Here is a 21,387-nt window from a genome sequence, read left to right as displayed (position 1 = left end):
TAGGAGGCAAGTCATGCTCGCCAAGTTAACTTCTAAAAATCAACTAACGCTGCCTAAAAGTATTACTCGTGAAATCGGTGAGGCTGAGTATTTTGAGGTAAAGGTGGAGGGAGGGCAAATTATTCTGACTCCTGTAAAAATTCATCGGGCTGATGCGGTTCGATCTAAGCTGGCGGATTTAGGACTGAGTGAGCAGGATGTGGCTGATGCAGTGGCTTGGGCGCGTCAATCGTAATGGTTTGTCCACGGGTGGTAATTGATACTAATATCATCATCTCGGCGCTGATATTTGGGGGCAGAGTATCTAGGCTTCGTTTGGCATGGCAGGACGAACTCTTCACTCCCCTGGTTTCTAAAGCGACAACAACTGAGTTAATCCGAGTGCTGGCTTATCCAAAGTTTAAGCTCACGCCAACTGAGCAAGAAGATTTACTATCGGATTACATACTCTTTTGTGAAGCTGTAGCGATGCCCAGCCGCTTGCCTGTAATTCCTGAATGTCGTGATCCGTTTGATGTGCCTTTTTTACTTTTGGCTGTGGTCAGTGAGGCTGATTATCTCGTGACCGGCGATCGCTATTTACTCAGTCTAAAAGATAATTTTTCTTGCCCGATTATCACGGCTGAAGATTTTCTAAATGTTATTGATGGTCAGTCACCCTAATTTTTCCGGTGATGCCTTGTAAAAGTGGTATTTGTTACCATAAGTTTTCCCACTGCTTACAGAAGTCATCTACATCACAGAATATTTGTGTAATGTCGAGCCGAGATACAATAGTAGACATAAACTTTCCGATCGCATCTTACAAGCCTCATATATTTGCCACCCATGCTATCTCTGTCGAGTTAATATTCTCAAAAGCAATCGCACGGGCGGGAAATCACAGAATTTTAGGCATAAGCAATAAGCTATTAGCCCGGAAGTTGCTTTTTCAGTGCTTCCAGAGAAGCCCAACGGTGATCAACTGGAGTTTCAGAACTATCAGAAGTATCAGAACTTTCAACAGTACTACTTACAGGAATACCTGGACAATTGCGATCGCATAACTGCCGCAGGGGTACTGCCAAGCACATCTGTTCATAGAGCCATTCGTTGGGATAAAAATAACCATCAGGCGGTAAGCTTTCCAGCAACTCTTCCATAACTACTTCCCTTTCTAAGGGCAAGTCATTTGCCTGATTTGCCGTTTCGTCTAACCAGATGATTTCTTTTGTATCAATCCCTAAGCGGCGATTGTATTGCTGCAAGCAGCGGTTGCAGGTACAAGTAATAATTGTTTCTGCCTGACTGGACACTTCCAGGTAAGTGCCATTATGCTGCACGCGCACATGGCCACGAACTGGTGTCAACGTTTCCAGACCAGGCAGAAATTCATTAACCTGAACTTCCTCTGTCCGCTCCGATGCTCTAATTAGCTGCGGAATATAAATTGCGTCCATAGGATTTGTGAGATATGCTCACTAACATTAACATTAACTATCAGCAATTATACTGATAAAACATCTTTACTTTAGCTTTTAGGAACAAGAGAAATTTTGAAATTATATAGTCATGAGCTTTCAATTAACTCCTAACTCTTAACTCCTAACCCCTAACTTCTTCCAACGAAGCTGGTCGTACAACTAAATGACGATGCGGTTCTTTACCGCGACTGAAGGTTTCCAAATCTCCAAATTCCTTCAAGAATGTATGAATTTGTCGCCTTTCAGCAGAACTAAGAGATTTTATTTCCACTTCTCTACCAGAAAAGCGCACTTCATCGGCTGCTGCTTCTGCTAATGCGCGAATTTCGGCTTCTCTTTTAACTCGGTAGCCATTCAACTCAATAGTGTAAGAGGCTTGTTCTTCTGGGGGTTGGCTCAGGTTTAAAACTGAATTTGCTAGATACTGCATCGCATCTAACACAGAACCATCGACACCAATTAATACTTGGATTTGTTCTGAGGTTAAATTTGTTTGGTCAATTGTCAGCCAGTAGTTATCTGGTTCTGGGGAATCGCCATCTTGAGATTGGGTAGCTTCTAAATGACCCTGAATCTCAGCAGGTATTCCAGTGAGTTCGAGCAGGGTTTTTAACCACTGCTGACCTCGCTGCATCGGAATGTCGCTCATGATCCCCCTGTCGCCTTTTTCTTAGGACTTTTTGGTTCAAAAGGCAATGCTTTTTGTTCTGTGACTGTTGCTTCTTTTTCCTGGGTTTCTACAATTTTTTGCAGTTCTTCTGGTAGAGGTTCGCGGGAGAGAAGATAAGTTTGTGCGGTTTGGAAAATATTGCCAATCACCATATACATCAGCACCCCAGCTGGTAGGGGAAAGAACAAAAACATTCCAGAAAAGATGACTGGGGTGATTTTGTTAACTGTATCTTGCTGCGGATTGCCACCACTGGAATTTTGCCCGGAAAGCATTTGGCTAACATAAAGGCTGATCCCAAAAAAGACAATCATGGCGACGATATCCCAGTGGATTGTGCCATCTGGATCTTGTGCGCCAACCCTGCCTAAAGCATCAATGAATAGAAAGCCTTTTTCTGCTGCTAGTCCAGGAATTGTTCCTTGGATAGTAACTTCTCCTGGTTGCAAGGCTTCTACATTGCCATCAGCATCAATTTTTACCCTATCTTCACCTTTGGTAATTTTCCAATCAGGAATCAGCTTATTTTCTGGGTGTTCTGCTAAAAGAACCTGAAATGGTTTACCCTCAACAGTCTGATACTGTATCTTGGTTTGTTCTCCCACGGCTAGTTTGGTACCGCTGGGAATGATTGCAGCTACTTTAACGTGTTCCCCATCCGCAACGTAAATATTTTGAGGAGCAGTAGCGAAGGCTTGCGGCTGAATTTGTTCGATTTGTTCTGCGGGAAAGATTTGCAGGTTAACACTGTAGTTCGCACTTGCAAAAGGCGAACCCCGCAAAGTGGCGAACAGCGCGAACAAGACTGGCATTTGCACTAGTAATGGAAAACAGCCTGCCAAAGGGTTGCCAAATTCTTTTTGGACATTAACCATTTCCTCTTGCTGCTTTTGCGGTTCATCCTTATAGCGCTCTTTGATTTCTGCCATCCGCTTCTGCATCAGAGGTTGTACAATTCGCATCTTCCGCATGTTGCGAATTGAGCCAGCACTCAGGGGATAGAGCGCGAAGCGGACTATCAAGGTCAAAGCAACGATCGCTAATCCGTAGCTAGGCACAATACCATAGAAAAAATCTATGATTGGCAGCATCACGTTGTTCGAGAGAAAGCCGATACCAAAATCCATTATTCTGAATTCAACCTGAGGTACTGTAAACTGAATCTAATTTATCTAAATCATGATTTGTCGGCGACTATCTTTCGCTACGGATAGCCGCACATTCAAATGGGGAATTGGGCATTGGGCATTGGGCATTGGGCATTGGGCATTGGGTCATCTCCCCCTGCTCTTTCTACTCCCATCACTTGTTGGCAGTAGCGCTAAATTCGGGATTTTTCGCAGCAATTCTTTCGTTGATGTAGTCATAGACTTCCCGAAAATTGGGAATTGCACGCAATTCGAGACGACTGCCGTTTCTAAGGGTTATCGCCATATCTCCCCACAAGCCGATGCCACGGGGTACTTTGACGATTTTGACAATTTCTGAGTAAATTACGTCAGTGCGATCGCGCCCTTGCCAACCTCCCGTCACGGTAATTCGGCGATCGGTGATGCGGAAACGCAGCCACAATGCCCTGACAATTGCCCCGACTGTTAATGGTATCCCGACAATGGTTAGCCCGATTAGCAGGTTGACAATTAAATCCCCAATATGGGGACCACCTTCATAATATACGTCTTCACGAATTCCCATCGAACACCTCGGCTTGTGCCAACAACTGCTCTAATTCTTGCAGAAATTGTGGGCTTACGCACTTAGATTCTGCTGCTGTGGGTTTGACAATGACCACTAGCCGCCATCCTGGTGATAATTTGGGCAGCAAATTGTGTAAAGCAGCGGTAATTTGCCGTTTGATGCGGTTGCGAACCACTGCCCTTTTGCTAACTTTTGTACTTATGGAAATGCCAATCCGCGTGCTGACAAGATGTGCTGAGTCAATTATTTGTGTAGTCTGGGTGGCAGTGTCCAAAGAAGGTTTTGACGAACACAACGGTTTTAAGGCTCTTAATGTCAAGTAAGAGCCATGACGCCGAATTCCTTCCCGGAAAACTGCCTGGAAATCCTTTCGGGATTTTAGCCGATTTGCTTTGGGCAAAGCCACTTATGCTCTTTTAGCTTGATATACCCTAAACAGCCAGACGGTGACGTCCCTTTCTTCTTCTGGCGCTAATCACGTTTCTGCCGTCTGGTGTCCGCATCCTAGCGCGAAAACCAGAGGTTCTTTTTCTCTTACGGCTAGTGCCGCCCAGTGTTCTTTTCATACTGTTCTCCTCTTAGGTGATTTTTATAAAAACTCACAATCTGCAATTTTATCACTTTATCATTGAATTGGGAATTAGATTAGGGGAGAGATGATAGGGAATAATCTGTAACCTATTCCCTTCTTCACTCCCCACTCTTAATTGATGCTCAAAATCCATGTTCCCATGTAGCGCAGTAGTGGCACATCGCCAGGGGATAGCACTTGACAATTAAAATAGTAAACTCCGCCGAAGGATGGGTTTTTCACGTTGGATAAGACTACCTCAACAGGGCTACCTGCTGGTACAGGCTCTTGGGGAAAAATATTAATCAGTTTACCTTCTTTGTCCCACTTCACCTCAGAAAGCGGAACTGCTTTGCCTTTGACTCGGACTTCAATTTTGTTCTGGTCAAAAGTTCCTTTGTAATAATCAGGGTAGTTAATGGCAAATTGACCAACTGCCAACTTCATTCTTTTAGCTGGAATTCTCAGTATATAACGATCCCAACCATTAGCTTGTCCACCAAAATCTAACCTAAAGGGCAACTGGTTTTCGGCTTTGACGCCGCTAAACAGCGTAAACCCGGGTAAACTTTGCGCCCAAGTCAAGGCTGGTAATCCAGTAACCAGAAAGCTAGTCACGGCTAAAGCAGAAAGTAAACGTCGCATAATCGGGCTTCCTCTACCAAAATATAAATCTGTTATCTAAATAACTCTGTGTTAGTATTCTTTACTAAACTTTACTACTGACTTCCTGACAATGGACGTTGGATTTCAACAAAAAGTGCCATCTTACCTGAAATTGGGGAGCGGCTGTAAAACTACTTAGTAGCAAATTCAACATATATTGAATATACTTCACTACCCTTGCAGAGTACTGATTTGATTACTAAGTTGGTCAAATTTTAACTAGATAGAAACACAGTTGGGATTAGATTGTATTTCCAAATATGTATAAGTGTATCTAAATTTGATAATTTTGTTATAAAAATTGAGCCTTGCCATCAGCGATCGCCAGTTAACTTGGGCTAAATTGATTAAAATAAGTGGGAATCAAAGTCGTAATCATTAAAATTTGATTGGGAAATTATCAAGCTTTCAAAATTCGGTCAATATTACTCTATAAGAAAGGAATACCAAAATTTTTCAATCCCGAAAACAAGCTAAAGATAAAGATGCAAAATTTGGGAATCAATTTAGGATGTGCAATACGTAACCCTGTTTGCAACTATCTGAAAATATGACATCTGCGAACGGCAAAGTCAGGCTTTGCCTGGAGAGCTAAGAGTGGGAGAGGAAAGTTTCAAGGTTCAATCTACAAGTAAAATTCATGGCTGATGTTCCTGCCTAAGTACTATGAGTGCGGAACACGCCTCATCTGGACAACCGCTTACTTGGCAGAGATTAGGTATTTATCTTCAGGAGATTTCATGAGAATAGCAGTTGCTAAAGAAATTGAAGTTTGTGAACGTCGTGTGGCATTAATTCCTGACACCGTTGCCCGATTGGTAAAACAAGGTTTGGAAGTGTGGGTAGAAACAGGTGCAGGAGAGCGATCATTTTTCAGCGATTCTGCCTATGAAACCGCAGGAGCAACAATAATCAGCGATACTGCTAAATTATGGGGCGAAACAGATATTCTGCTGAAAGTCAGCCCGCCACAAGAACGAGAAGATGGACGCTCAGAAATTGATTTATTAAAGGAAGGAGCTGTATTAGTCAGCTTCCTCAATCCTTTGGGAAATCCTGTTGTAGCGCAGCAACTAGCAAATCGGAAAGTTACAGCTTTGAGTATGGAGATGATTCCCCGTACTACCAGGGCGCAAAGTATGGATGCTTTGTCCTCGCAAGCTTCATTAGCAGGTTACAAAGCAGTACTAATTGCGGCAGCTGCATTACCGAAATATTTCCCGATGTTAACCACAGCCGCAGGTACGATCGCGCCAGCGAAAGTATTTATTATGGGCGCTGGTGTAGCCGGATTGCAAGCGATCGCCACCGCTAGACGTTTAGGAGCAGTGGTAGAAGCCTTTGATATTCGTCCCGCCGTCAAAGAAGAAGTGCAAAGCTTAGGGGCAAAATTTGTTGAAGTTAAGTTAGACGAAGAAACTGTTGCTGCTGGTGGTTACGCCAAGGAAATTTCTGAGGCTAGCAAACAACGTACTCAAGAAGTTGTCGCCGAACACATCAAAAATTCTGACGTGGTGATTACCACCGCTCAAGTTCCTGGGAGACAAGCACCACGCCTCGTCACAGAAGAAATGGTGGCACAGATGAAACCAGGTTCAGTGATTGTGGATTTGGCTGCTGAACAGGGTGGTAACTGCGCCTGCACCGAACCAGGTAAAGATATTGTGTGGAACGGTGTAACAATTATCGGCCCCATCAATCTCCCATCATCGATGCCAATTCACGCCAGCCAATTGTATGCCAAGAACGTAACTTCGTTGATGCAATTGCTAATTAAAGACAAAGCTTTACAGGTGGATTTTAGCGACGACATCGTTGATGCAGCTTGCGTTACCCACGCTGGTGAAATTCGCAATCAACGAGTGCGGGATGCACTACAAGCTTTGAATACTCAACAACCGGCGGTTAATTAGGGAACGGGGAATGGGGAATAGGGAGTGGGGAATAGGGGAGAAAGAATAACTAATGCCCAATGCCCAATGCCCAATGCCCAATGCCCATTTACACAAGGAGTTTTGATTTCATGACAGAGGCATTACTTGCTGCTTTGTTTGTATTTGTTTTGGCATCTTTTATCGGTTTTGAAGTCATCAACAAAATACCACCGACTCTACACACGCCCTTGATGTCAGGCTCAAACGCGATTTCTGGGATTGCGGTACTTGGAGCAATAGTTGCTGCTGGTGCAAAAGACACAAGTGTGTCAGTAATTCTCGGCTTGATTGCTGTAATACTGGCAACAATCAACGTTGTGGGTGGTTTTTTAGTGACAGACAGAATGTTGCAAATGTTCAAGAAGAAGGAGATTAAGGCGTGAGCGACTTTTTACCAACTGGCATTCAGCTGACGTACTTAGTCGCTGCATCGTTATTCATTCTGGGCTTGAAAAAGCTGGGATCACCTGCTACAGCGAGAAACGGTAATATTGTAGCGGCTGTGGGAATGCTGCTAGCGATCGCAGCGACAATGCTTGATCAACATGTGTTGAACTACGAGATGATATTGTTGGGCTTGGCGATTGGATCGGGAATTGGTGCGATCGTTGCCTACAAAGTCCAAATGACTGAAATGCCCCAAATGGTGGGTTTACTCAACGGTTTGGGCGGTGCGGCTTCGGCATTAGTAGCCGTTGCCGAATTCTGGCGGTTGTTAGATAGTTCTCAGGCGATACCCCTAGATGTGAACATTTCCATGCTATTGGACGTGTTAATCGGTGGTGTTACCTTCACAGGTAGTTTTCTCGCCTTTGCCAAATTGCAAGGTTTAATTAGCGGTTCCCCGATTACATTCCCATTCCAGCAACCATTTAACCTCTTGCTTCTGGGTGCTTATATAGTAGGTAGTGCCTACTTAATCATCACACCAGATAGTTTACCCATATTCTTGGGAGTGGTTGGCGTTTCATTGGTGCTGGGCGTGATGTTCGTCATCCCCATTGGTGGCGGCGATATGCCAGTGGTAATCTCGCTGTTGAACTCGTTGTCAGGTGTGGCGGCGGCGGCGGCTGGGTTCGTGGTGATGAACAACATGTTAATCATCGCTGGTGCTTTGGTGGGAGCATCTGGCTTAATCCTTACCGAGATTATGTGTAAAGCGATGAACCGCTCCTTATTTAGTGTGCTGTTCAGCGCTTTTGGTACAGGTTCTAGTTCAGGTGGTGCTGCTAGTGGTGCTGCGACTGATCAAACTGTCCGCAGCATTGATCCTGAAGAAGGGGCGATGATGTTGGGTTATGCCCGTTCTGTGGTAATTGTTCCTGGTTATGGTATGGCAGTTGCCCAAGCGCAACATAGCGTCCGGGAATTGTCAGATCAGTTAGAAAAAATGGGCGTTGATGTCAAGTATGCCATTCACCCCGTTGCTGGAAGAATGCCGGGGCACATGAATGTGTTGCTGGCGGAGGCAAATGTGCCTTATACCCAGTTGTACGACATGGATGATATTAATCCCCAGTTCGATCAAGCAGATGTGGCTTTAGTAATTGGGGCAAATGATGTAGTAAATCCGGCGGCGCGAAGTGATACAAGTAGCCCGATTTATGGTATGCCGATTTTGGAAGTAGATCGGGCGAAGCAGACGATTGTAATTAAGCGCGGGATGAGTACGGGTTTTGCCGGTGTAGATAATGAGTTGTTCTACAAGGATAAAACTACGATGCTTTTTGGTAGTGCGAAGGATATGGTGGCGAAGTTGGTTTCGGAAGTGAAGCAACTTTAACGAACCGCAGAGGCGCAGAGAGCGCGGAGTAGAGAAAGAATGTAGAGAGTTGGCTTGCCTTGGGGGTTTGATATTCTCAGGGCAAGTTTTTTTTAATTCAACAAAAAAGTAGTACACTTTTTTAATTAGTAGTATATGAGAATACTAAATGATTCATGAAAAAGAAAATGGTTAAAAAGCTTATAAATACTTACTTTTAATCTCCGTATTTTTTCACGTTTAAATTTCGATTGCCATATTATAATTACAAATAGTTAATAAAAATATATATTAATTAGCTAAGAATGGTATCTATTGTATCTGGAACACCTTTGTACACTACAGACTATGGCTATGCATATCTTGGAGATTCGCTTGAATTACTAGATAAAGTTGAATCAGATTCTATTAATCTAGTGATTACTTCTCCTCCCTTTGCACTACAACGTGAAAAAATTTACGGTAATGTTGATCAAGAAGCTTATGTAGATTGGCTTTTTGCTTTCTGTAAAAAAGTTTATCGTGTACTAAAGCCCGATGGAAGTTTTGTAATTGATCTTGGGGGAGCATATCAAACTAAGCGTCCTGTGCGATCACTTCATAATTATCGTATTTTAATTAGACTATGTGATGAACTAAATTTTCGTTTAGCTGAGGAGTTCTTTTGGTATAACCCATCTAAGCTCCCTTCACCTATTGAATGGGTGAATAAACGCAAAATTAGGGCGAAAGATTCAGTCAACACTATCTGGTGGTTATCAAAAACTGATAATCCTAAAGCTGACGTGAGTAAGGTTCTTGTTCCTTATTCTGAAAGAATGAAAAAGCTGCAAGCCAATCCTGAAAAATATTACAAACCTAAAACACGTCCTTCAGGACATGATATTGGCTCTGCTTTTGCTAATGATAATGGAGGAGCAATTCCTTCCAATTTGTTGCAAATTGCTAATACCGAAAGCAATTCTAGGTATATGCAACTTTGTAAAGCAGCGGAAATTTCTCCACATCCAGCACGTTTTCCGCAAAAATTACCTACATTTTTTATTAACTTTCTTACAGAACCAGCAGATATAGTACTTGATATATTTGCTGGCTCTAATACTACTGGTGCAGCAGCGGAAGTATCGCAGAGACATTGGATATCTTTTGAGCAAAACAAGTCTTACTTAGCTGCTTCTGCTTTTAGATTTATGGATGTAAATCTAAGTTTGCATCAATCTTTAGAAATATTTAAAAATCTGATTAATATGGAAGAAAATATCAAAATCGCAACTTATGGTCAACTTAAGTTAGAAATATAGAATTCTGAATTGAATCTCAATAAGTATGTAATTTTGCTAATGTGTGTTTATTTGTTTAGTGTAAACAATTTCACCTTTTTTAACCAATTTCATTGGTATCTTGGGATTATTTATAGATTCCTGTGTTTGTAGCTTAATCTCCCATTGTTGAAATTTTTCTTCGAGAATAGAAGAAGGGACTTTATAAATTTCGATCAATTCTATACCTTCATACACTGCTATATACCATGCTTTGACGGATCGATACTTACAAAGAATATAGGAATCATATTTGATTTCTGAAAATATTTGAGTAGGGTGTGTTATGCCGTAGGCTAACGCACCATCCGAAGATTTTGGTGCGTTACGGAAGCCGTAACACACCCTACATATACTTAGATTTTTTCATAAATCAAATACTAGTCCTATATCTCTATTGAGATGATGGTGTGTAGTTACACCAGCATTTTTATTAAGTGCGCGATTTATTGTTTTTAATTCATATTCATTATCATCTGCATCAATAGCATCGTTTCCTTCTCTACCTGGAGATATACGTAAACCTAATAGAATGAGTACCTGTAGAACTTTTCCACCATTGTCCTGCAAGATATCATTAATGCCATATTCATCTGCTAGTTTTTGCATTTCTCGAATACCGTTAAATGCCAATTGTAACCGCTCAATATCAGAACTACGCTTATTTTTTGTGGTAATAGGCTCTTCGACAGGCTTAACTAGAGTAGGAGACACTGGAGCAACTAGCAGAGTATTTATAGTATCAGTATTATCATTTGTCTGCTCAATATTCATTAGATAAGAAACTGAAATATTGAGTGCATTAGCAGTCTCTAAAATTACTTCAAATGATGGAGAGCGTTCACCTCGCTCCAATAAGCTAACGTGTTCTATAGTTTTCCCTATCAATTCAGCTAAACGTTCTTGTGTAATACCTTTCTCCTCTCGAAGATGACGCACTCTACTACCAAAGCGTCGTCGAACTGCTTCGTAATCCATTAAGTACTCCACTCTAAAAAACGAACACTTAGTTCGTCTTGCGATTTTATGAGGGAATACACCATAACCCTCTTTTGTCACTTTGGTGGAACCCAAACTCTGAAAGCCTTTCAGGGCTTGCATCTCCATGTTTTGTCTACAAAACTGAGTTACTGTTAGAAAATAAAAGCTCAAAGCTCGACTAGATAAAAGTTTCAGAATTTTGGTTCGATTATTGTTTTCTGAAAGTGACAAAAGAGGGATAAGTAAACGTACTCACAGTACGTATTTAATGAAAAGCGCCCTCTCCTTCCTCTGCGTTCTCTACGCCTCTGTGGTTCGTTCAAAAGAGCGATCGCCAAAATTCCACAAAATAACTAATTTGACTTACTTTGGAAAATATCGATAAATATCTTTACGATGTAAGACACGCTGAAATATTACTGTTTCACCGTCAAATATAATTCCGATACGATAATCACCTATACGAATACGATAAATATCATCATATCCTTGAAACTTTTTTGATATTACTAATTTATTCGAAGTTAGCTATTTGTGGTATTTATTCAAAAGCAAGTACTTTAATTGTCTCGTAGTAAAGTGGACTTTTGAGTGCTTTTAAATCTTTAATAAAACTGGATAAATACTGGGTATTCACTCTCTTTCTAATCCGGCTAATGCTTCATTAATATTTAATGGTATTTCTTGTTGTACTTCCTTTATTGCTAATATCAATCCTTCATCTTCAATTACTTCTAATAAGCGTAGATAGTCTTGAAAATCTATAACTACTTTACGAATGTTACCTTGAGTATCTGTGATTAATTCTTGAGCAAATGGGTATTGATTGGTTTTCATTTGGGTATTAGTGTTTGTAATCATAGAGAATTTGATTACCTTTACATAGTATAAGTATATAGGACTTACGAACTTTACAAATTCATTATCTTGTGCATTAACGAGAATATATTGTTTCAGGCTTTTATCAATCATCCTTGGATAAATAGCGATCGCCTAAAAAGTGTCGAAAAATCAAGGTTTAATGCCTGAAATAAGTACCACATATTTGGTATTTCCTGTTAATGCGTAAGTCCTATAGTCAATGAATTACAGCCAATATTGCCAACCAACTGTTACATGAGACACCAAAAACATAACCCCTCTCCGCCACCGGAAAGGGGTTAATCACTGCCGAAACCCAGAACTATATTGTACAGACGCGATGAATCGCGTCTCTATTCAACAATCTCTAATAAGCGTCCTGCAACTCATAAAAATCAGGCGAGATGTAATCCTTCCGCAAAGGCCAACCTACCCAATCTTCCGGCATCAAAATCCGCTTGAGATTTGGGTGTCCTTCGTAGATAATGCCGTACATATCGTAAGACTCGCGCTCTTGCCAATCTGCGGTCTTCCAAATCCAGTACACAGAAGGCACTACGGGGTTTTCCCGTGGTAAGAACACCTTAACTCGAACTTCTTCGGGGCGATCGCTATTATCACCGACTTTAATCAAGTGATACATACTCACCAATTCTTGTCCTGGGCCAAGGTCAATACCACCTTGACACTGGAGATAATTAAACCCATAAGCATAAAGGGCTGTAGCGGTGGGAAGCAAGAAATCTGCCGCCACCTTAATTATCTCTACACCATTTTTGTCTGGTGCCAAAAACTCATGGTCAAAGCCATTTTCCGTCAACCACTGGGAAACTTTACCCGCTTGTACCAATGACTCTTCTTTCGCTGCTGGTACTGGTTTAGATTCTTCTTCAGCCACGGGTTTGTTCCTCCTTTTGCGCCTTTTCTGTCAGCAGTGCAGGTGGTATTGGCATACCAATCGCTTCCGCCAATTCCTTTGGTGGTGCATAGCGAGTGTCTGACTGCAAATACTTACCAGTTAAGATTTCTTCTACTGGCTTCAAATTATGAGTCGTGCTGTAATAGCGGTGAGTTTGCTTAATTTTATCCCGCTCTTGCATCGATTCATTGGAGATTTTCTTCCGCAGCTTAATGATTGCGTCGATAATTGCTTCTGGACGGGGAGGACAACCAGGCAAGTACACATCCACAGGAATCAGTTTATCGACTCCGCGCACTGCCGTAGGGGAATCAACGCTGAACATCCCGCCAGTAATTGTGCAAGCTCCCATCGCAATTACATACTTTGGCTCTGGCATTTGTTCGTAAAGACGCACCAGTTGGGGAGCCATCTTCATCGTAATAGTCCCTGCCGTAATAATTAAATCGGCTTGGCGGGGGCTAGAACGGGGAATTAGTCCAAAACGGTCAAAGTCAAATCGGGAACCAATTAAAGCTGCAAACTCAATAAAGCAGCAAGCAGTACCAAACAGCAACGGCCACAGACTAGAAAGCCGCGCCCAGTCGTAGAGGTCATCAACCGTCGTCAAAATGACGTTTTCTGAAAGGTCTTGAGTGACATTGGTACGCTCAATGGGGTTGATGATTCGTTCTTTACCCTGGGTTGTTAAGTTAGAATTCAAGACCATTCCAAAGCTCCTTTACGCCACGCGTAAACTAAAGCGACTACAAGAATTGCAATAAAGACTAGCGCTTCAATAAAAGCCAATAGCCCCAAACGGTGGAAAGCTACCGCCCAAGGATACAAGAAAACAGTCTCCACATCAAAGACGACGAAGACTAGAGCAAACATGTAGTAGCGGATGTTGAACTGAATCCAGGCTCCCCCGATGGGTTCCATACCAGATTCATAAGTAGTGCGACGTTCTGGGCTGTAACTACTGGGTCGTAGGAGCTTGGATGCTGAGAGCGCTAAGGCAGGAACTAGGCTACAGACTATGAAGAAGCCTAGAAGGTACTCGTAACCGCTGAGGACAAACACAATGAGTATCTACCGCTTATGGAGTATTTTAAGTGAGGAGTGGGGAGATGAGAGAGCAGGGGGAGCAGGGGGAGCAGGGGGAGAATAACTATTGATTTTTAACCAATGCCCAATGCCCAATGCCCAATGCCCAATTCCCAATGCCCAATGCCAAATCCCTTAACTGCGTAACTTTCTTTTACATTATATCTGTTTGGTTTTTCTGAAATCTGGGAAACAGACGCACTTCAGGTATTTGATTCGCTTTTGCTAGTGATAGAAAAGTCTAACAATTATGTCATAATTTTTAACGTATATTTAAGATTTCTTCTCTGCGAGGCCTTAGCCATGAGCGAACCAGCTGTTGAGACTCCGGTGTTAGACCGCTACGAGTGTCGCGCCTGCGGTTATGTTTACGAACCTGAGAAGGGAGATGACAAGCATGATATTCCTTCCGGGGTACTCTTTGCAGAACTGCCCATAAATTGGCGCTGTCCAGTTTGTTCTGCTAAAAAGACCGCTTTTGCCAACATCGGCCCTGCCGGTACTGCATCCGGCTTTAAAGAAAATCTCGGTTATGGTTTGGGTGTTAACAACCTAACGCCAACCCAAAAGAATATCCTAATTTTTGGTGCTTTGGCTCTTGGGTTCTTGTTTTTTATCAGTCTTTACGGCTTACAATGAGAGCCTTTAAGCAATTCCAAATAACGCTCTCTACCAGAGGCTTTACACTGCGCTAACAAAATTCAAAATCAAAAAGCCAGGATTTACAGCATCCTGGCTGCCAACTCCTACAAAAATTTAGAAATAACTAAGAAATACTGATGCATTCAATTGTGAAAGGTTGGCAACGAATATTTGCCTTGTTAATAGTAGTCTTGATGTGCATAGGTTGTAGCCAAGTTCCCTCTGTTAGCTACAACCCTTGGAAAGTAATTTCTGTGCCAACAGACTCGAATTTATTGGATATTGCTTTTACTGATAACCTTGAGCATGGCTATTTAGTCGGTAGCAATGCCACCCTATTGGAAACCAATGACGGTGGTAATACCTGGAAACCAATAACACTGCAACTGGATGAGCAGAAGTATCGCTTTGACTCAGTAAGTTTTGCAGGCAAAGAAGGCTGGATTGCCGGAGAGCCTGGACTGTTACTACACACGACCGATGAAGGTGCTTCTTGGTCGCGTATCCCCCTGAGCGAAAAGTTACCAGGTAGTCCGATCGCAGTTAAGGCGCTAGCAGACAATACAGCTGAAATGGCTACTGATGTGGGGGCCATATATAAGACCACAGACGGTGGCAAAAACTGGAAAGCCCAGGTGGAATCAGCAGTGGGTGTGGTGCGTAACTTGGAACGTTCTGCTGATGGGAAATATATTGCTGTTTCTGCTAAAGGTAGCTTCTACTCGACTTGGGAACCAGGGCAAGATGCTTGGGTTCCCCATAACCGCAATAGTTCTCGGCGTTTAGAAAACATGGGTTTTACGGAGAATGGGCAATTGTGGTTACTAGCTAGAGGAGGTCAAGTTCAGTTTAGTGACCCAACTAAACCTGAAGAATGGCAAGAGGCAAAATATCCAGAGTTATCCACCAGTTGGGGTTTGCTGGATTTGGCATATCGTACACCCGATGAAATTTGGGTAGGTGGCGGTAGCGGTAATTTACTACGCAGTGGCGACGGTGGTAAAACCTGGGAAAAAGACCGTGACATAGAAGAAGTTGCGGCTAATTTGTACAAGATTGTGTTCTTAGAGCCAGAGCGGGGATTTATAATTGGCGATCGCGGCGTATTGCTAAAATATCTCCCAAATCCTGAAGCAACTTCCTCAGAAGCAGCTTAGTGAGTAAGAGGGAGTAGGGAGTGGGGAGATAAGGGAGATGAGGAAGAAATAAGCAATTCTAAATACCCAATGCCCAATGCCCCATGCCCAACGTACAATTTCTGAGAAGAACGTTGCAACTTGTAACTCTTTCTTAACTTTGTAGGATAATAAACTCTATAACATTCTTTGTGGAGGTAGGGATCTAAATGTCAGGTACCACTGGAGAACGTCCGTTTTCAGACATCATTACCAGCGTTCGTTACTGGGTAATTCACAGCATCACCATCCCGGCATTGTTTATTGCTGGTTGGCTATTTGTGCAAACTGGACTGGCTTATGATGCCTTTGGCACACCTCGTCCCAACGAGTATTTCACACCAGCACGCCAAGAAGTGCCCATTGTGAAGAACCGTTTTGAAGCGAAAAAACAAGTTGAACAATTTATTGGAAAGTAGTTTGAGATCATGACTAGCGGCAATAACATCAATCAACCAGTTACCTATCCAATTTTTACCGTTAGATGGCTGGCAGTTCACACTTTAGGTGTACCAACTGTATTCTTTTTGGGCGCGATCGCCGCAATGCAATTTATTCAACGTTAGGAGCAATTATGGTAGAAAGATCGCCCAATCCCAATAATCAGCCGGTTGAACTAAACCGGACTTCGCTATACCTGGGACTACTACTAGTTTTCGTTCTGGGGATTCTGTTTTCCAGTTACTTCTTTAACTAATTGGAACTACTGTTGTTAATCTTTGTTTATTGAACGTGTGTTGATTTGTTGTTAAGGGAGGAGAGAAGCTGTGTCTGGAAGTGGGAGAATTCCCCTGTGGGTCGTCGCTACGATCGCAGGTTTAGGTATAATTACAGTCTTGGGCATTTTCTTTTATGGTGCCTACGCCGGACTCGGTTCTTCGATTTAACATTAGTTAGTTTGAACCGAACACTATAAGTCAGAATTTTCCAGCATTTGTTGAGAAATCAACGTTAAAAAAACCGCCTGTCTCTATGAGATAGGCGGTATTAATTTTGCTTGATAGTCATTTGTCCTTTATCCTTTGTCATTTGTTTCTTGCAAATGACTAATGACTAATGACTATTGACTACATCAGCTGATATCGTCGCTTTCAATGTATAAAAATAGAAACGCGAAGGTTATAGCTGGTAAAACCCAACCAATGATGGGAACGAAGATAGAAGGCAAAAAGGAAGCTGCCATAGTAAAAGTTCCTGTTAAATAACACTACAATTCAAAATGAGCTTACTGCAAATCCTGCCAGATTTTTGAAATTCTTTCATATTTTTAACACAGCCCATGTTGAGAGTGGGGGAAATGAGGGAGCAGGGGAAGCAGGGGAAGCAGGGGAAGCAGGGGGAGAAGAAGCAATGCCCAATGCCCAATGCCCAATGCCCAATGCCCAATTCCCAATTCCCAACGCCCAATATCTAAGTTACATACCCAGGAGTTCATCTAGCTCTAAGTTTGGCAAGTCTGGAGGAATTACAGTTCGCACTATTGTAACTTTGTGACTCTCCTGCTGGGTTGTCAGATCAAGTGCGATCGCTTCCAAGCGAATTTCCAAACAGCCAAAGGGAATGTTTAATTGCGTAATTACTTCCAACCCTCCTGATGCATTAGGTAGTAAATTTGTCAATAAATGAGGCCCATCTAGTAACCAGCGAGTTTGATAATCTTCAAGCCATAACTTGACAACAACTTGCGGAGGTACTTCAGGCAGTACTACGCGCACTATGACAAACTTGCCAGCAATTAGTTCGCCTTCTGGCACATGCAACTGTGGAATTGGCAAAGGCTTATTGGTTGCTGCAATCATAGGTAAGGAAGGGGATAAATCTAATACTGCTTGCTCCTTTTCTTCAAAGAGGTAACTCCTGGTTGCATCGGCTTCTAGTTCACTATATGTATCATCTACAACGATTTCTTGCGCCAACCAAGCTGACGCTATATTTACTTTTATCGGAGGAGGGGGGGGCGGTAGTTGTGTTACCAGAGCCGATGAGAGTGTTGCTTCTTCTAATACTTTTTCTAGTTCCGTATTTACTCCTATCCCCAGATCCGCTTCCTCTGCTGTGTCTACATCTTCCCCAAAGTTCCTCAGTTCGTTAGCCAACTCTTGATCTTCTTCCCATGTTTCCTGTTCGTGCCATGTCTCAGTCAGGATAAGTTCTGAGTGACCCCAATCTTCGCTCAGATTATTCTCCGTCTTGGTATCTAGATTTAACGGCAAGTTGATATCAAGATTCGTAGTTTCTGCACTAAGAGAAACGGGTGTCTGCTGCCCTGAAACATAGTTATCGTAGTCTTGAAGTTGCAGATCATTGATGGATTCAGGCAAAGAGTATCCTTGGCTCTGCATCCACTTCCTGAGTAAAGGAGATGAGTAAAGATTGCCTGTTGTAATGAATTGTGCATTTTGCTGGGCTTCTACTTCAGCAACGGATTCTTCCTGAAATTGTGTATTTGATTGGGCTTCCACTTCAGCAACAAATTCTTCCTGGAATTGTGTATTTTGCTGGGCTTCCACTTCAGCAACAAATTCTTCCTGGAATTGTGTATTTTGCTGGGCTTCTACTTCAGCAACAGATTCTTCCTGGAATTGTGCATCACCTACTACTAATTCAGGTGTATTTTCATCTTCAGCTACAATTGCATCCAACTGTGGGAAGTCTTCAGCCGCCTTAACTTCCAAGGCATCTGCGGGGACATTGTTTTTTACTTCTTCTTCTGGATCACTTGGCAAAGCTTGTAGCCGTTTCAAGTATGGCAAAGTAGTGTCGAGTATTGGCATTCGACGTTGCCTGATGACCAACTGCCCTAAGTTGATGGCAGCTATAGTAGCATCCTTTTCTAAAAGCTCCTCCTGTATAGGGGGTTCTGCAACAACATCTGTGGGAGAGTTGGCATCAGTTTGAATAGGAGGCAGTTTCGGCAATTGAGGCGAAGTGCCTGAAGCTTTTAACTTAGATGTTGTCCGCAGGGTGGCTTCTCGCAGAACTTGCAGATTTATTTGCGGTGGTAGGGGTGTGCTTGGGGATGGATTAAGTATCTGTGGTTGGTCTGTTTTTGGAATTTTGACCAGATTGAATAGTTTCAAATCGAGCCTAACAGGTGTCTCTGGTTCTGTGAAAGCAGTAGATGAGTCTGATGGTGTTATGGGGTCATTTAAGGATGTACTAGATTTTGCTGCGGCTGTGATTGCCAGTAATTCCGTTACATCTGCTGTAATGGTGAAGGACTGACTAGCTAACTGGATAACTTCACCAGCATCGGTGAATTTACCATACAAACTAATATCTGCCAAAATTAACTTGGATTTACAGTCAGCAGGAATATCAATTGAGGTATTGATGGTGAAGGGTAATTCCTGATCTGGCAAGGATCGCCGTACCTGGGTCAAGATTTTCGACTCTAGGGGCGATCGCAGTTCAATTCCTAGTTCAATTGCTCGCAGGCTTTCTGGAGATAATGTTTCAGCCTGATCTAGATTTGTCTTTTCTTGGAGTTCTATGTGTCCATTGATTGTAAGAGCGTGTCCCCAACGAGCAATGTAAGTATCCTGATCTAAAGTTAGCTGTAATAGTGGCGGTGGTTGTGTTGCTAGAGAATCTGTAACCTTTTCATCTTGGGGCAGCAGTTCAGAGGTGGGTAAAGCTAAATCTATTAAATTTTGTAAAATCTGCTCTGCCGTCTCACCTTTGAGCCACACAGGACTCACAGGCTCATTGATAACTATATCTTCATCTTCTTCCGTTTCATCTGACAGAACAGTGGTAGAGGGGTTGCTGTATGTAGTAATTGCCAGTTCTGTAGAAACAGCGATCGCATTATCAAACGTAATTGCGGGTTCTGCTGGGGCAGTGTATTCTAAGTTCTCTTCTGGGATAACAGTGATAGTGGGGTTGCTGTGTAGTTCTGTAGAAACTGCGATCGCGTTATCGAACGTAATTGCGGGTTCTGTTGGGGCAGTGTATTCTAAGTTCCCTTGATCAGGGAGAACAGTGATAGTGGGGTTGCTGTGTAATTCTGCGGGAACAGCGATCGCGTTATCGAACGTAATTGCGGGTTCTGTTGGGGCAGTGTATTCTAAATTTTCTTCATCAGGGAGAACAGTGATAGTGGGGTTGCTGCGTAATTCTGCTGGGACAGCGATCGCGTGATCAAACTTAGTTACGGCTTCTGCTGGGGCAGTGTATTCTAAATTTTCTTCATCTGAGAGAACAGTGATAGTGGGGTTGCTGTGTAATTCTGCGGGAACAGCGATCGCGTTATCAAACGTAATTGCGGGTTCTGTTGGGGCAGTGTATTCTAAGTTCCCTTGATCAGGGAGAACAGTGATAGTGGGGTTGCTGTGTAATTCTGCGGGAACAGCGATCGCGTTATCAAACGTAATTGCGGGTTCTGTTGGGGCAGTGTATTCTAAGTTCCCTTGATCAGGGAGAACAGTGATAGTGGGGTTGCTGTGTAATTCTGCGGGAACAGCGATCGCCTTATCGAACGTAATTGCGGGTTCTGCTGGGGCAGTGTATTCTAAGTTCTCTTCTGGCAGAACAATGGTAGTCGGGTTGCTGTATTTGCTAATTGCCAGTTCTGTGGAAACAGCGATCGCGTTATCAAACGTAATTATGGGTTCTGTTGGGGCAGTGTATTCTAAGTTTTCAGAAATAGTATTTGGGTGAGCGAGTGAATTTGATTCTACATTCTTCCTCTGCTCCTCTTCCACCTGTGACAAGACTTGCACTTGGACTCTGTATTGCCAAGATTTACCGAGCAGTTCCGACATCAAATCGCCGGAACAGCGCAACTCCCAAACTCCCGCCTGGAAGTAGGTAAAAGGAATTACCGCCATTAAGCCTTCTGAGTTAGTGCGACGCGATCGCTTGAAAATTCGCCGCGTTGGTTGAACTTCCTCAGTTGAAGAGTGAGTTACCCGAACTTCCACATCTGTATTGGGAAGGTTAGAACGAACTAAAACTCTATACTGTCCTTCCAAAATTTCCAAATTTGGCGATTCTAGGATATGCCACGAGCGAGCGCCTTGTTTCTGTATCAGAAATTGCCAGTGTTCCATTGTAAGTGATGCCCAGACCGACGAGCCGCTGAGTAATATTGTGTATTAACTTGCTTGCAAGTTTACCTCAGTATTTTGGAAATGCCCCACTTAAATGGCTATCAAATTAACTCAGTTTTACTTACTTGACTTCTCTTGCTTTAACTAGCCACGTTAAGGTTACTTCAAGAGGTCGCCTTATTGCTTGTGCGTAAAGCTTTTGTTGTTTTCTGAATATTAAGTTTGACACTCTCCAGTGCTCAATTACCAGGGATACAAGAGATAGTATTAGCTATCTCTGCTCAACTTAGCGCCAATACTTTTGTATTATTTTTTACTAAATATTCAATTTACCATAGACACAACATACAATAAATTAAAATTCACTTGACAATTTTTATTAAATTGTGATTACCCACATTTTTGCTACAAAGAGGTAGGATGTGGCTCTTAAGTGTCCTCTGCGATCGCCCAGGCTGGGCGCAAAGCGGCATCATGAAGAGTGCTGAGTTCCAAGTACTGTTAGCGGTAGCGGGGCGTTTAGCACTCAGCACTGAGTGGGTAAATCACAACACTTAACCCTAGATATATCTATGGGGTCAATCCA

27 protein-coding genes and 1 pseudogene are annotated in these 21,387 nt (G+C 42.7%); 13 read left to right on the top strand and 15 right to left on the bottom strand.

Annotated elements, in window-relative coordinates; all coding sequences use genetic code 11:
• Positions 1-13: 13 nt before the first annotated feature.
• Both HUN01_RS09035 and HUN01_RS09030 read left to right on the top strand, forming a co-directional pair.
• Positions 14-235: an AbrB/MazE/SpoVT family DNA-binding domain-containing protein gene (locus HUN01_RS09035; RefSeq protein WP_094327679.1), complete on the top strand. Its 222-nt coding sequence runs from the start codon at positions 14-16 to the stop codon at positions 233-235.
• Positions 235-663 (top strand): putative toxin-antitoxin system toxin component, PIN family, encoded by a 429-nt coding sequence (locus HUN01_RS09030; RefSeq protein ID WP_181930977.1) that lies wholly within the window; start codon positions 235-237, stop codon positions 661-663. Before HUN01_RS09035 ends, HUN01_RS09030 begins: the two co-directional genes overlap by 1 nt.
• Before the next feature lie 248 nt (positions 664-911).
• Here the strand turns inward: HUN01_RS09030 and HUN01_RS09025 are convergent, their stop codons facing one another.
• The 7 genes from HUN01_RS09025 to HUN01_RS08995 all read right to left on the bottom strand — a co-directional run bounded on the left by HUN01_RS09025 (position 912) and on the right by HUN01_RS08995 (position 5,047).
• Entirely contained in the window at positions 912-1,439 is a 528-nt protein-coding gene (locus HUN01_RS09025; RefSeq protein ID WP_181930976.1) for a YceD family protein, read from the bottom strand.
• Between the two features lie 145 nt (positions 1,440-1,584).
• The gene (locus HUN01_RS09020; protein ID WP_181930975.1) at positions 1,585-2,112 is read right to left on the bottom strand and encodes a Jag family protein; all 528 of its coding nucleotides are present in this window, start codon (positions 2,110-2,112) and stop codon (positions 1,585-1,587) included.
• Positions 2,109-3,260 (bottom strand): membrane protein insertase YidC, encoded by a 1,152-nt coding sequence (gene yidC, locus HUN01_RS09015; RefSeq protein ID WP_181930974.1) that lies wholly within the window; start codon positions 3,258-3,260, stop codon positions 2,109-2,111. Before yidC ends, HUN01_RS09020 begins: the two co-directional genes overlap by 4 nt.
• Positions 3,261-3,435: 175 nt before the next feature.
• Positions 3,436-3,828 (bottom strand): PH domain-containing protein, encoded by a 393-nt coding sequence (locus HUN01_RS09010; protein WP_181930973.1) that lies wholly within the window; start codon positions 3,826-3,828, stop codon positions 3,436-3,438.
• On the bottom strand, positions 3,815-4,237 hold the full coding sequence (rnpA, locus tag HUN01_RS09005; RefSeq protein ID WP_181930972.1) for a ribonuclease P protein component: 423 nt from the start codon (positions 4,235-4,237) through the stop codon (positions 3,815-3,817). Before rnpA ends, HUN01_RS09010 begins: the two co-directional genes overlap by 14 nt.
• Before the next feature lie 25 nt (positions 4,238-4,262).
• Positions 4,263-4,397 (bottom strand): 50S ribosomal protein L34, encoded by a 135-nt coding sequence (gene rpmH / locus HUN01_RS09000; RefSeq protein WP_094350876.1) that lies wholly within the window; start codon positions 4,395-4,397, stop codon positions 4,263-4,265.
• A gap of 137 nt (positions 4,398-4,534) precedes the next feature.
• Positions 4,535-5,047: a DUF2808 domain-containing protein gene (locus HUN01_RS08995; RefSeq protein WP_181930971.1), complete on the bottom strand. Its 513-nt coding sequence runs from the start codon at positions 5,045-5,047 to the stop codon at positions 4,535-4,537.
• A gap of 761 nt (positions 5,048-5,808) precedes the next feature.
• Between HUN01_RS08995 and HUN01_RS08990 the strand changes: the two genes are divergently transcribed.
• The 4 genes from HUN01_RS08990 to HUN01_RS08975 all read left to right on the top strand — a co-directional run bounded on the left by HUN01_RS08990 (position 5,809) and on the right by HUN01_RS08975 (position 10,065).
• Positions 5,809-6,981 carry a Re/Si-specific NAD(P)(+) transhydrogenase subunit alpha gene (locus tag HUN01_RS08990; protein WP_181930970.1) on the top strand — a complete coding sequence of 391 codons (1,173 nt, stop codon included), beginning with the start codon at positions 5,809-5,811 and terminating at the stop codon, positions 6,979-6,981.
• A gap of 110 nt (positions 6,982-7,091) precedes the next feature.
• Positions 7,092-7,385, top strand: a complete 294-nt coding sequence (locus tag HUN01_RS08985) for an NAD(P) transhydrogenase subunit alpha part 2 (RefSeq protein WP_069071329.1) — start codon at positions 7,092-7,094, stop codon at positions 7,383-7,385.
• Positions 7,382-8,785 carry an NAD(P)(+) transhydrogenase (Re/Si-specific) subunit beta gene (locus tag HUN01_RS08980; RefSeq protein WP_181930969.1) on the top strand — a complete coding sequence of 468 codons (1,404 nt, stop codon included), beginning with the start codon at positions 7,382-7,384 and terminating at the stop codon, positions 8,783-8,785. The genes HUN01_RS08985 and HUN01_RS08980 overlap by 4 nt, the downstream gene beginning before the upstream one ends.
• 284 nt (positions 8,786-9,069) lie before the next feature.
• On the top strand, positions 9,070-10,065 hold the full coding sequence (locus HUN01_RS08975; RefSeq protein WP_181930968.1) for a DNA-methyltransferase: 996 nt from the start codon (positions 9,070-9,072) through the stop codon (positions 10,063-10,065).
• Between the two features lie 36 nt (positions 10,066-10,101).
• On the opposite strand, the pseudogene HUN01_RS36020 reads toward HUN01_RS08975, so the two are convergent.
• The 6 genes and pseudogenes from HUN01_RS36020 to ndhC form a co-directional block, all read right to left on the bottom strand.
• Positions 10,102-11,061, bottom strand: a pseudogene (locus HUN01_RS36020) (helix-turn-helix domain-containing protein).
• Positions 11,062-11,427: 366 nt separating this feature from the next.
• On the bottom strand, positions 11,428-11,505 hold the full coding sequence (locus HUN01_RS36315) for a hypothetical protein (protein ID WP_238846356.1): 78 nt from the start codon (positions 11,503-11,505) through the stop codon (positions 11,428-11,430).
• A gap of 192 nt (positions 11,506-11,697) precedes the next feature.
• Entirely contained in the window at positions 11,698-11,901 is a 204-nt protein-coding gene (locus HUN01_RS08955; RefSeq protein ID WP_181930967.1) for a hypothetical protein, read from the bottom strand.
• Between the two features lie 391 nt (positions 11,902-12,292).
• Entirely contained in the window at positions 12,293-12,823 is a 531-nt protein-coding gene (locus tag HUN01_RS08950; RefSeq protein WP_094348036.1) for an NAD(P)H-quinone oxidoreductase subunit J, read from the bottom strand.
• Positions 12,816-13,553, bottom strand: a complete 738-nt coding sequence (gene ndhK, locus HUN01_RS08945; RefSeq protein ID WP_181930966.1) for a photosynthetic/respiratory NAD(P)H-quinone oxidoreductase subunit K — start codon at positions 13,551-13,553, stop codon at positions 12,816-12,818. The genes HUN01_RS08950 and ndhK overlap by 8 nt, the downstream gene beginning before the upstream one ends.
• Positions 13,544-13,906 carry a photosynthetic/respiratory NAD(P)H-quinone oxidoreductase subunit C gene (ndhC, locus tag HUN01_RS08940; RefSeq protein WP_181930965.1) on the bottom strand — a complete coding sequence of 121 codons (363 nt, stop codon included), beginning with the start codon at positions 13,904-13,906 and terminating at the stop codon, positions 13,544-13,546. Before ndhC ends, ndhK begins: the two co-directional genes overlap by 10 nt.
• Before the next feature lie 327 nt (positions 13,907-14,233).
• On the opposite strand from ndhC, the gene HUN01_RS08935 reads away from it, so the two are divergent.
• From HUN01_RS08935 to HUN01_RS08910, 6 genes are all read left to right on the top strand, one after another.
• Positions 14,234-14,569 (top strand): rubredoxin, encoded by a 336-nt coding sequence (locus tag HUN01_RS08935; protein ID WP_181930964.1) that lies wholly within the window; start codon positions 14,234-14,236, stop codon positions 14,567-14,569.
• Between the two features lie 140 nt (positions 14,570-14,709).
• Complete coding sequence (locus HUN01_RS08930; protein WP_181930963.1) at positions 14,710-15,729, top strand: photosynthesis system II assembly factor Ycf48; 1,020 nt, start codon at positions 14,710-14,712, stop codon at positions 15,727-15,729.
• Between the two features lie 188 nt (positions 15,730-15,917).
• A complete protein-coding gene (gene psbE, locus HUN01_RS08925) occupies positions 15,918-16,166 on the top strand; it encodes a cytochrome b559 subunit alpha (RefSeq protein ID WP_069071322.1) in 249 nt (82 codons plus the stop codon).
• 9 nt (positions 16,167-16,175) lie between these two features.
• Positions 16,176-16,313, top strand: a complete 138-nt coding sequence (gene psbF, locus HUN01_RS08920; RefSeq protein WP_015115279.1) for a cytochrome b559 subunit beta — start codon at positions 16,176-16,178, stop codon at positions 16,311-16,313.
• A gap of 8 nt (positions 16,314-16,321) precedes the next feature.
• On the top strand, positions 16,322-16,444 hold the full coding sequence (locus HUN01_RS08915; RefSeq protein ID WP_012411802.1) for a photosystem II reaction center protein PsbL: 123 nt from the start codon (positions 16,322-16,324) through the stop codon (positions 16,442-16,444).
• A gap of 70 nt (positions 16,445-16,514) precedes the next feature.
• Positions 16,515-16,634, top strand: a complete 120-nt coding sequence (locus HUN01_RS08910) for a photosystem II reaction center protein J (protein ID WP_012411803.1) — start codon at positions 16,515-16,517, stop codon at positions 16,632-16,634.
• A gap of 185 nt (positions 16,635-16,819) precedes the next feature.
• On the opposite strand, the gene HUN01_RS08905 is transcribed toward HUN01_RS08910, so the two are convergent.
• On the bottom strand, positions 16,820-16,930 hold the full coding sequence (locus HUN01_RS08905) for a photosystem I reaction center subunit VIII (protein WP_084227157.1): 111 nt from the start codon (positions 16,928-16,930) through the stop codon (positions 16,820-16,822).
• A 232-nt stretch (positions 16,931-17,162) separates the two neighbouring features.
• Positions 17,163-20,801 (bottom strand): hypothetical protein, encoded by a 3,639-nt coding sequence (locus tag HUN01_RS35250; RefSeq protein ID WP_238846097.1) that lies wholly within the window; start codon positions 20,799-20,801, stop codon positions 17,163-17,165.
• Positions 20,802-21,221: 420 nt separating this feature from the next.
• On the opposite strand from HUN01_RS35250, the gene HUN01_RS08895 reads away from it, so the two are divergent.
• A complete protein-coding gene (locus tag HUN01_RS08895) occupies positions 21,222-21,359 on the top strand; it encodes a hypothetical protein (protein ID WP_181930962.1) in 138 nt (45 codons plus the stop codon).
• Positions 21,360-21,387 lie beyond the last annotated feature (28 nt).

The sequence above is a fragment of the Nostoc edaphicum CCNP1411 genome, from assembly GCF_014023275.1.
GTDB classification, from domain to species: domain Bacteria; phylum Cyanobacteriota; class Cyanobacteriia; order Cyanobacteriales; family Nostocaceae; genus Nostoc; species Nostoc edaphicum_A.
The sequence above is the reverse complement of the archived record's forward strand: the minus strand, read 5'-3'. Positions and strand labels throughout refer to the sequence as shown.

What these genes read in the sequence shown, in the direction of transcription:
- HUN01_RS09020 (WP_181930975.1), bottom strand. Translation starts at nt 2,112, where the DNA reads ATGAGCGACATTCCGATGCAGCGAGGTCAGCAGTGGTTAAAAACCCTG.
- HUN01_RS08930 (WP_181930963.1), top strand. Translation starts at nt 14,710, where the DNA reads ATGCATTCAATTGTGAAAGGTTGGCAACGAATATTTGCCTTGTTAATA.
- HUN01_RS09035 (WP_094327679.1), top strand. Translation starts at nt 14, where the DNA reads ATGCTCGCCAAGTTAACTTCTAAAAATCAACTAACGCTGCCTAAAAGT.
- HUN01_RS08905 (WP_084227157.1), bottom strand. Translation starts at nt 16,930, where the DNA reads ATGGCAGCTTCCTTTTTGCCTTCTATCTTCGTTCCCATCATTGGTTGG.
- HUN01_RS09010 (WP_181930973.1), bottom strand. Translation starts at nt 3,828, where the DNA reads ATGGGAATTCGTGAAGACGTATATTATGAAGGTGGTCCCCATATTGGG.
- psbF (WP_015115279.1), top strand. Translation starts at nt 16,176, where the DNA reads ATGACTAGCGGCAATAACATCAATCAACCAGTTACCTATCCAATTTTT.
- ndhK (WP_181930966.1), bottom strand. Translation starts at nt 13,553, where the DNA reads ATGGTCTTGAATTCTAACTTAACAACCCAGGGTAAAGAACGAATCATC.
- HUN01_RS09025 (WP_181930976.1), bottom strand. Translation starts at nt 1,439, where the DNA reads ATGGACGCAATTTATATTCCGCAGCTAATTAGAGCATCGGAGCGGACA.
- yidC (WP_181930974.1), bottom strand. Translation starts at nt 3,260, where the DNA reads ATGGATTTTGGTATCGGCTTTCTCTCGAACAACGTGATGCTGCCAATC.
- rpmH (WP_094350876.1), bottom strand. Translation starts at nt 4,397, where the DNA reads ATGAAAAGAACACTGGGCGGCACTAGCCGTAAGAGAAAAAGAACCTCT.
- HUN01_RS08955 (WP_181930967.1), bottom strand. Translation starts at nt 11,901, where the DNA reads ATGAAAACCAATCAATACCCATTTGCTCAAGAATTAATCACAGATACT.
- psbE (WP_069071322.1), top strand. Translation starts at nt 15,918, where the DNA reads ATGTCAGGTACCACTGGAGAACGTCCGTTTTCAGACATCATTACCAGC.
- HUN01_RS08990 (WP_181930970.1), top strand. Translation starts at nt 5,809, where the DNA reads ATGAGAATAGCAGTTGCTAAAGAAATTGAAGTTTGTGAACGTCGTGTG.
- HUN01_RS08995 (WP_181930971.1), bottom strand. Translation starts at nt 5,047, where the DNA reads ATGCGACGTTTACTTTCTGCTTTAGCCGTGACTAGCTTTCTGGTTACT.
- HUN01_RS09030 (WP_181930977.1), top strand. Translation starts at nt 235, where the DNA reads ATGGTTTGTCCACGGGTGGTAATTGATACTAATATCATCATCTCGGCG.
- HUN01_RS35250 (WP_238846097.1), bottom strand. Translation starts at nt 20,801, where the DNA reads ATGGAACACTGGCAATTTCTGATACAGAAACAAGGCGCTCGCTCGTGG.
- HUN01_RS08915 (WP_012411802.1), top strand. Translation starts at nt 16,322, where the DNA reads ATGGTAGAAAGATCGCCCAATCCCAATAATCAGCCGGTTGAACTAAAC.
- HUN01_RS08985 (WP_069071329.1), top strand. Translation starts at nt 7,092, where the DNA reads ATGACAGAGGCATTACTTGCTGCTTTGTTTGTATTTGTTTTGGCATCT.
- HUN01_RS08975 (WP_181930968.1), top strand. Translation starts at nt 9,070, where the DNA reads ATGGTATCTATTGTATCTGGAACACCTTTGTACACTACAGACTATGGC.
- HUN01_RS08895 (WP_181930962.1), top strand. Translation starts at nt 21,222, where the DNA reads ATGTGGCTCTTAAGTGTCCTCTGCGATCGCCCAGGCTGGGCGCAAAGC.
- HUN01_RS08935 (WP_181930964.1), top strand. Translation starts at nt 14,234, where the DNA reads ATGAGCGAACCAGCTGTTGAGACTCCGGTGTTAGACCGCTACGAGTGT.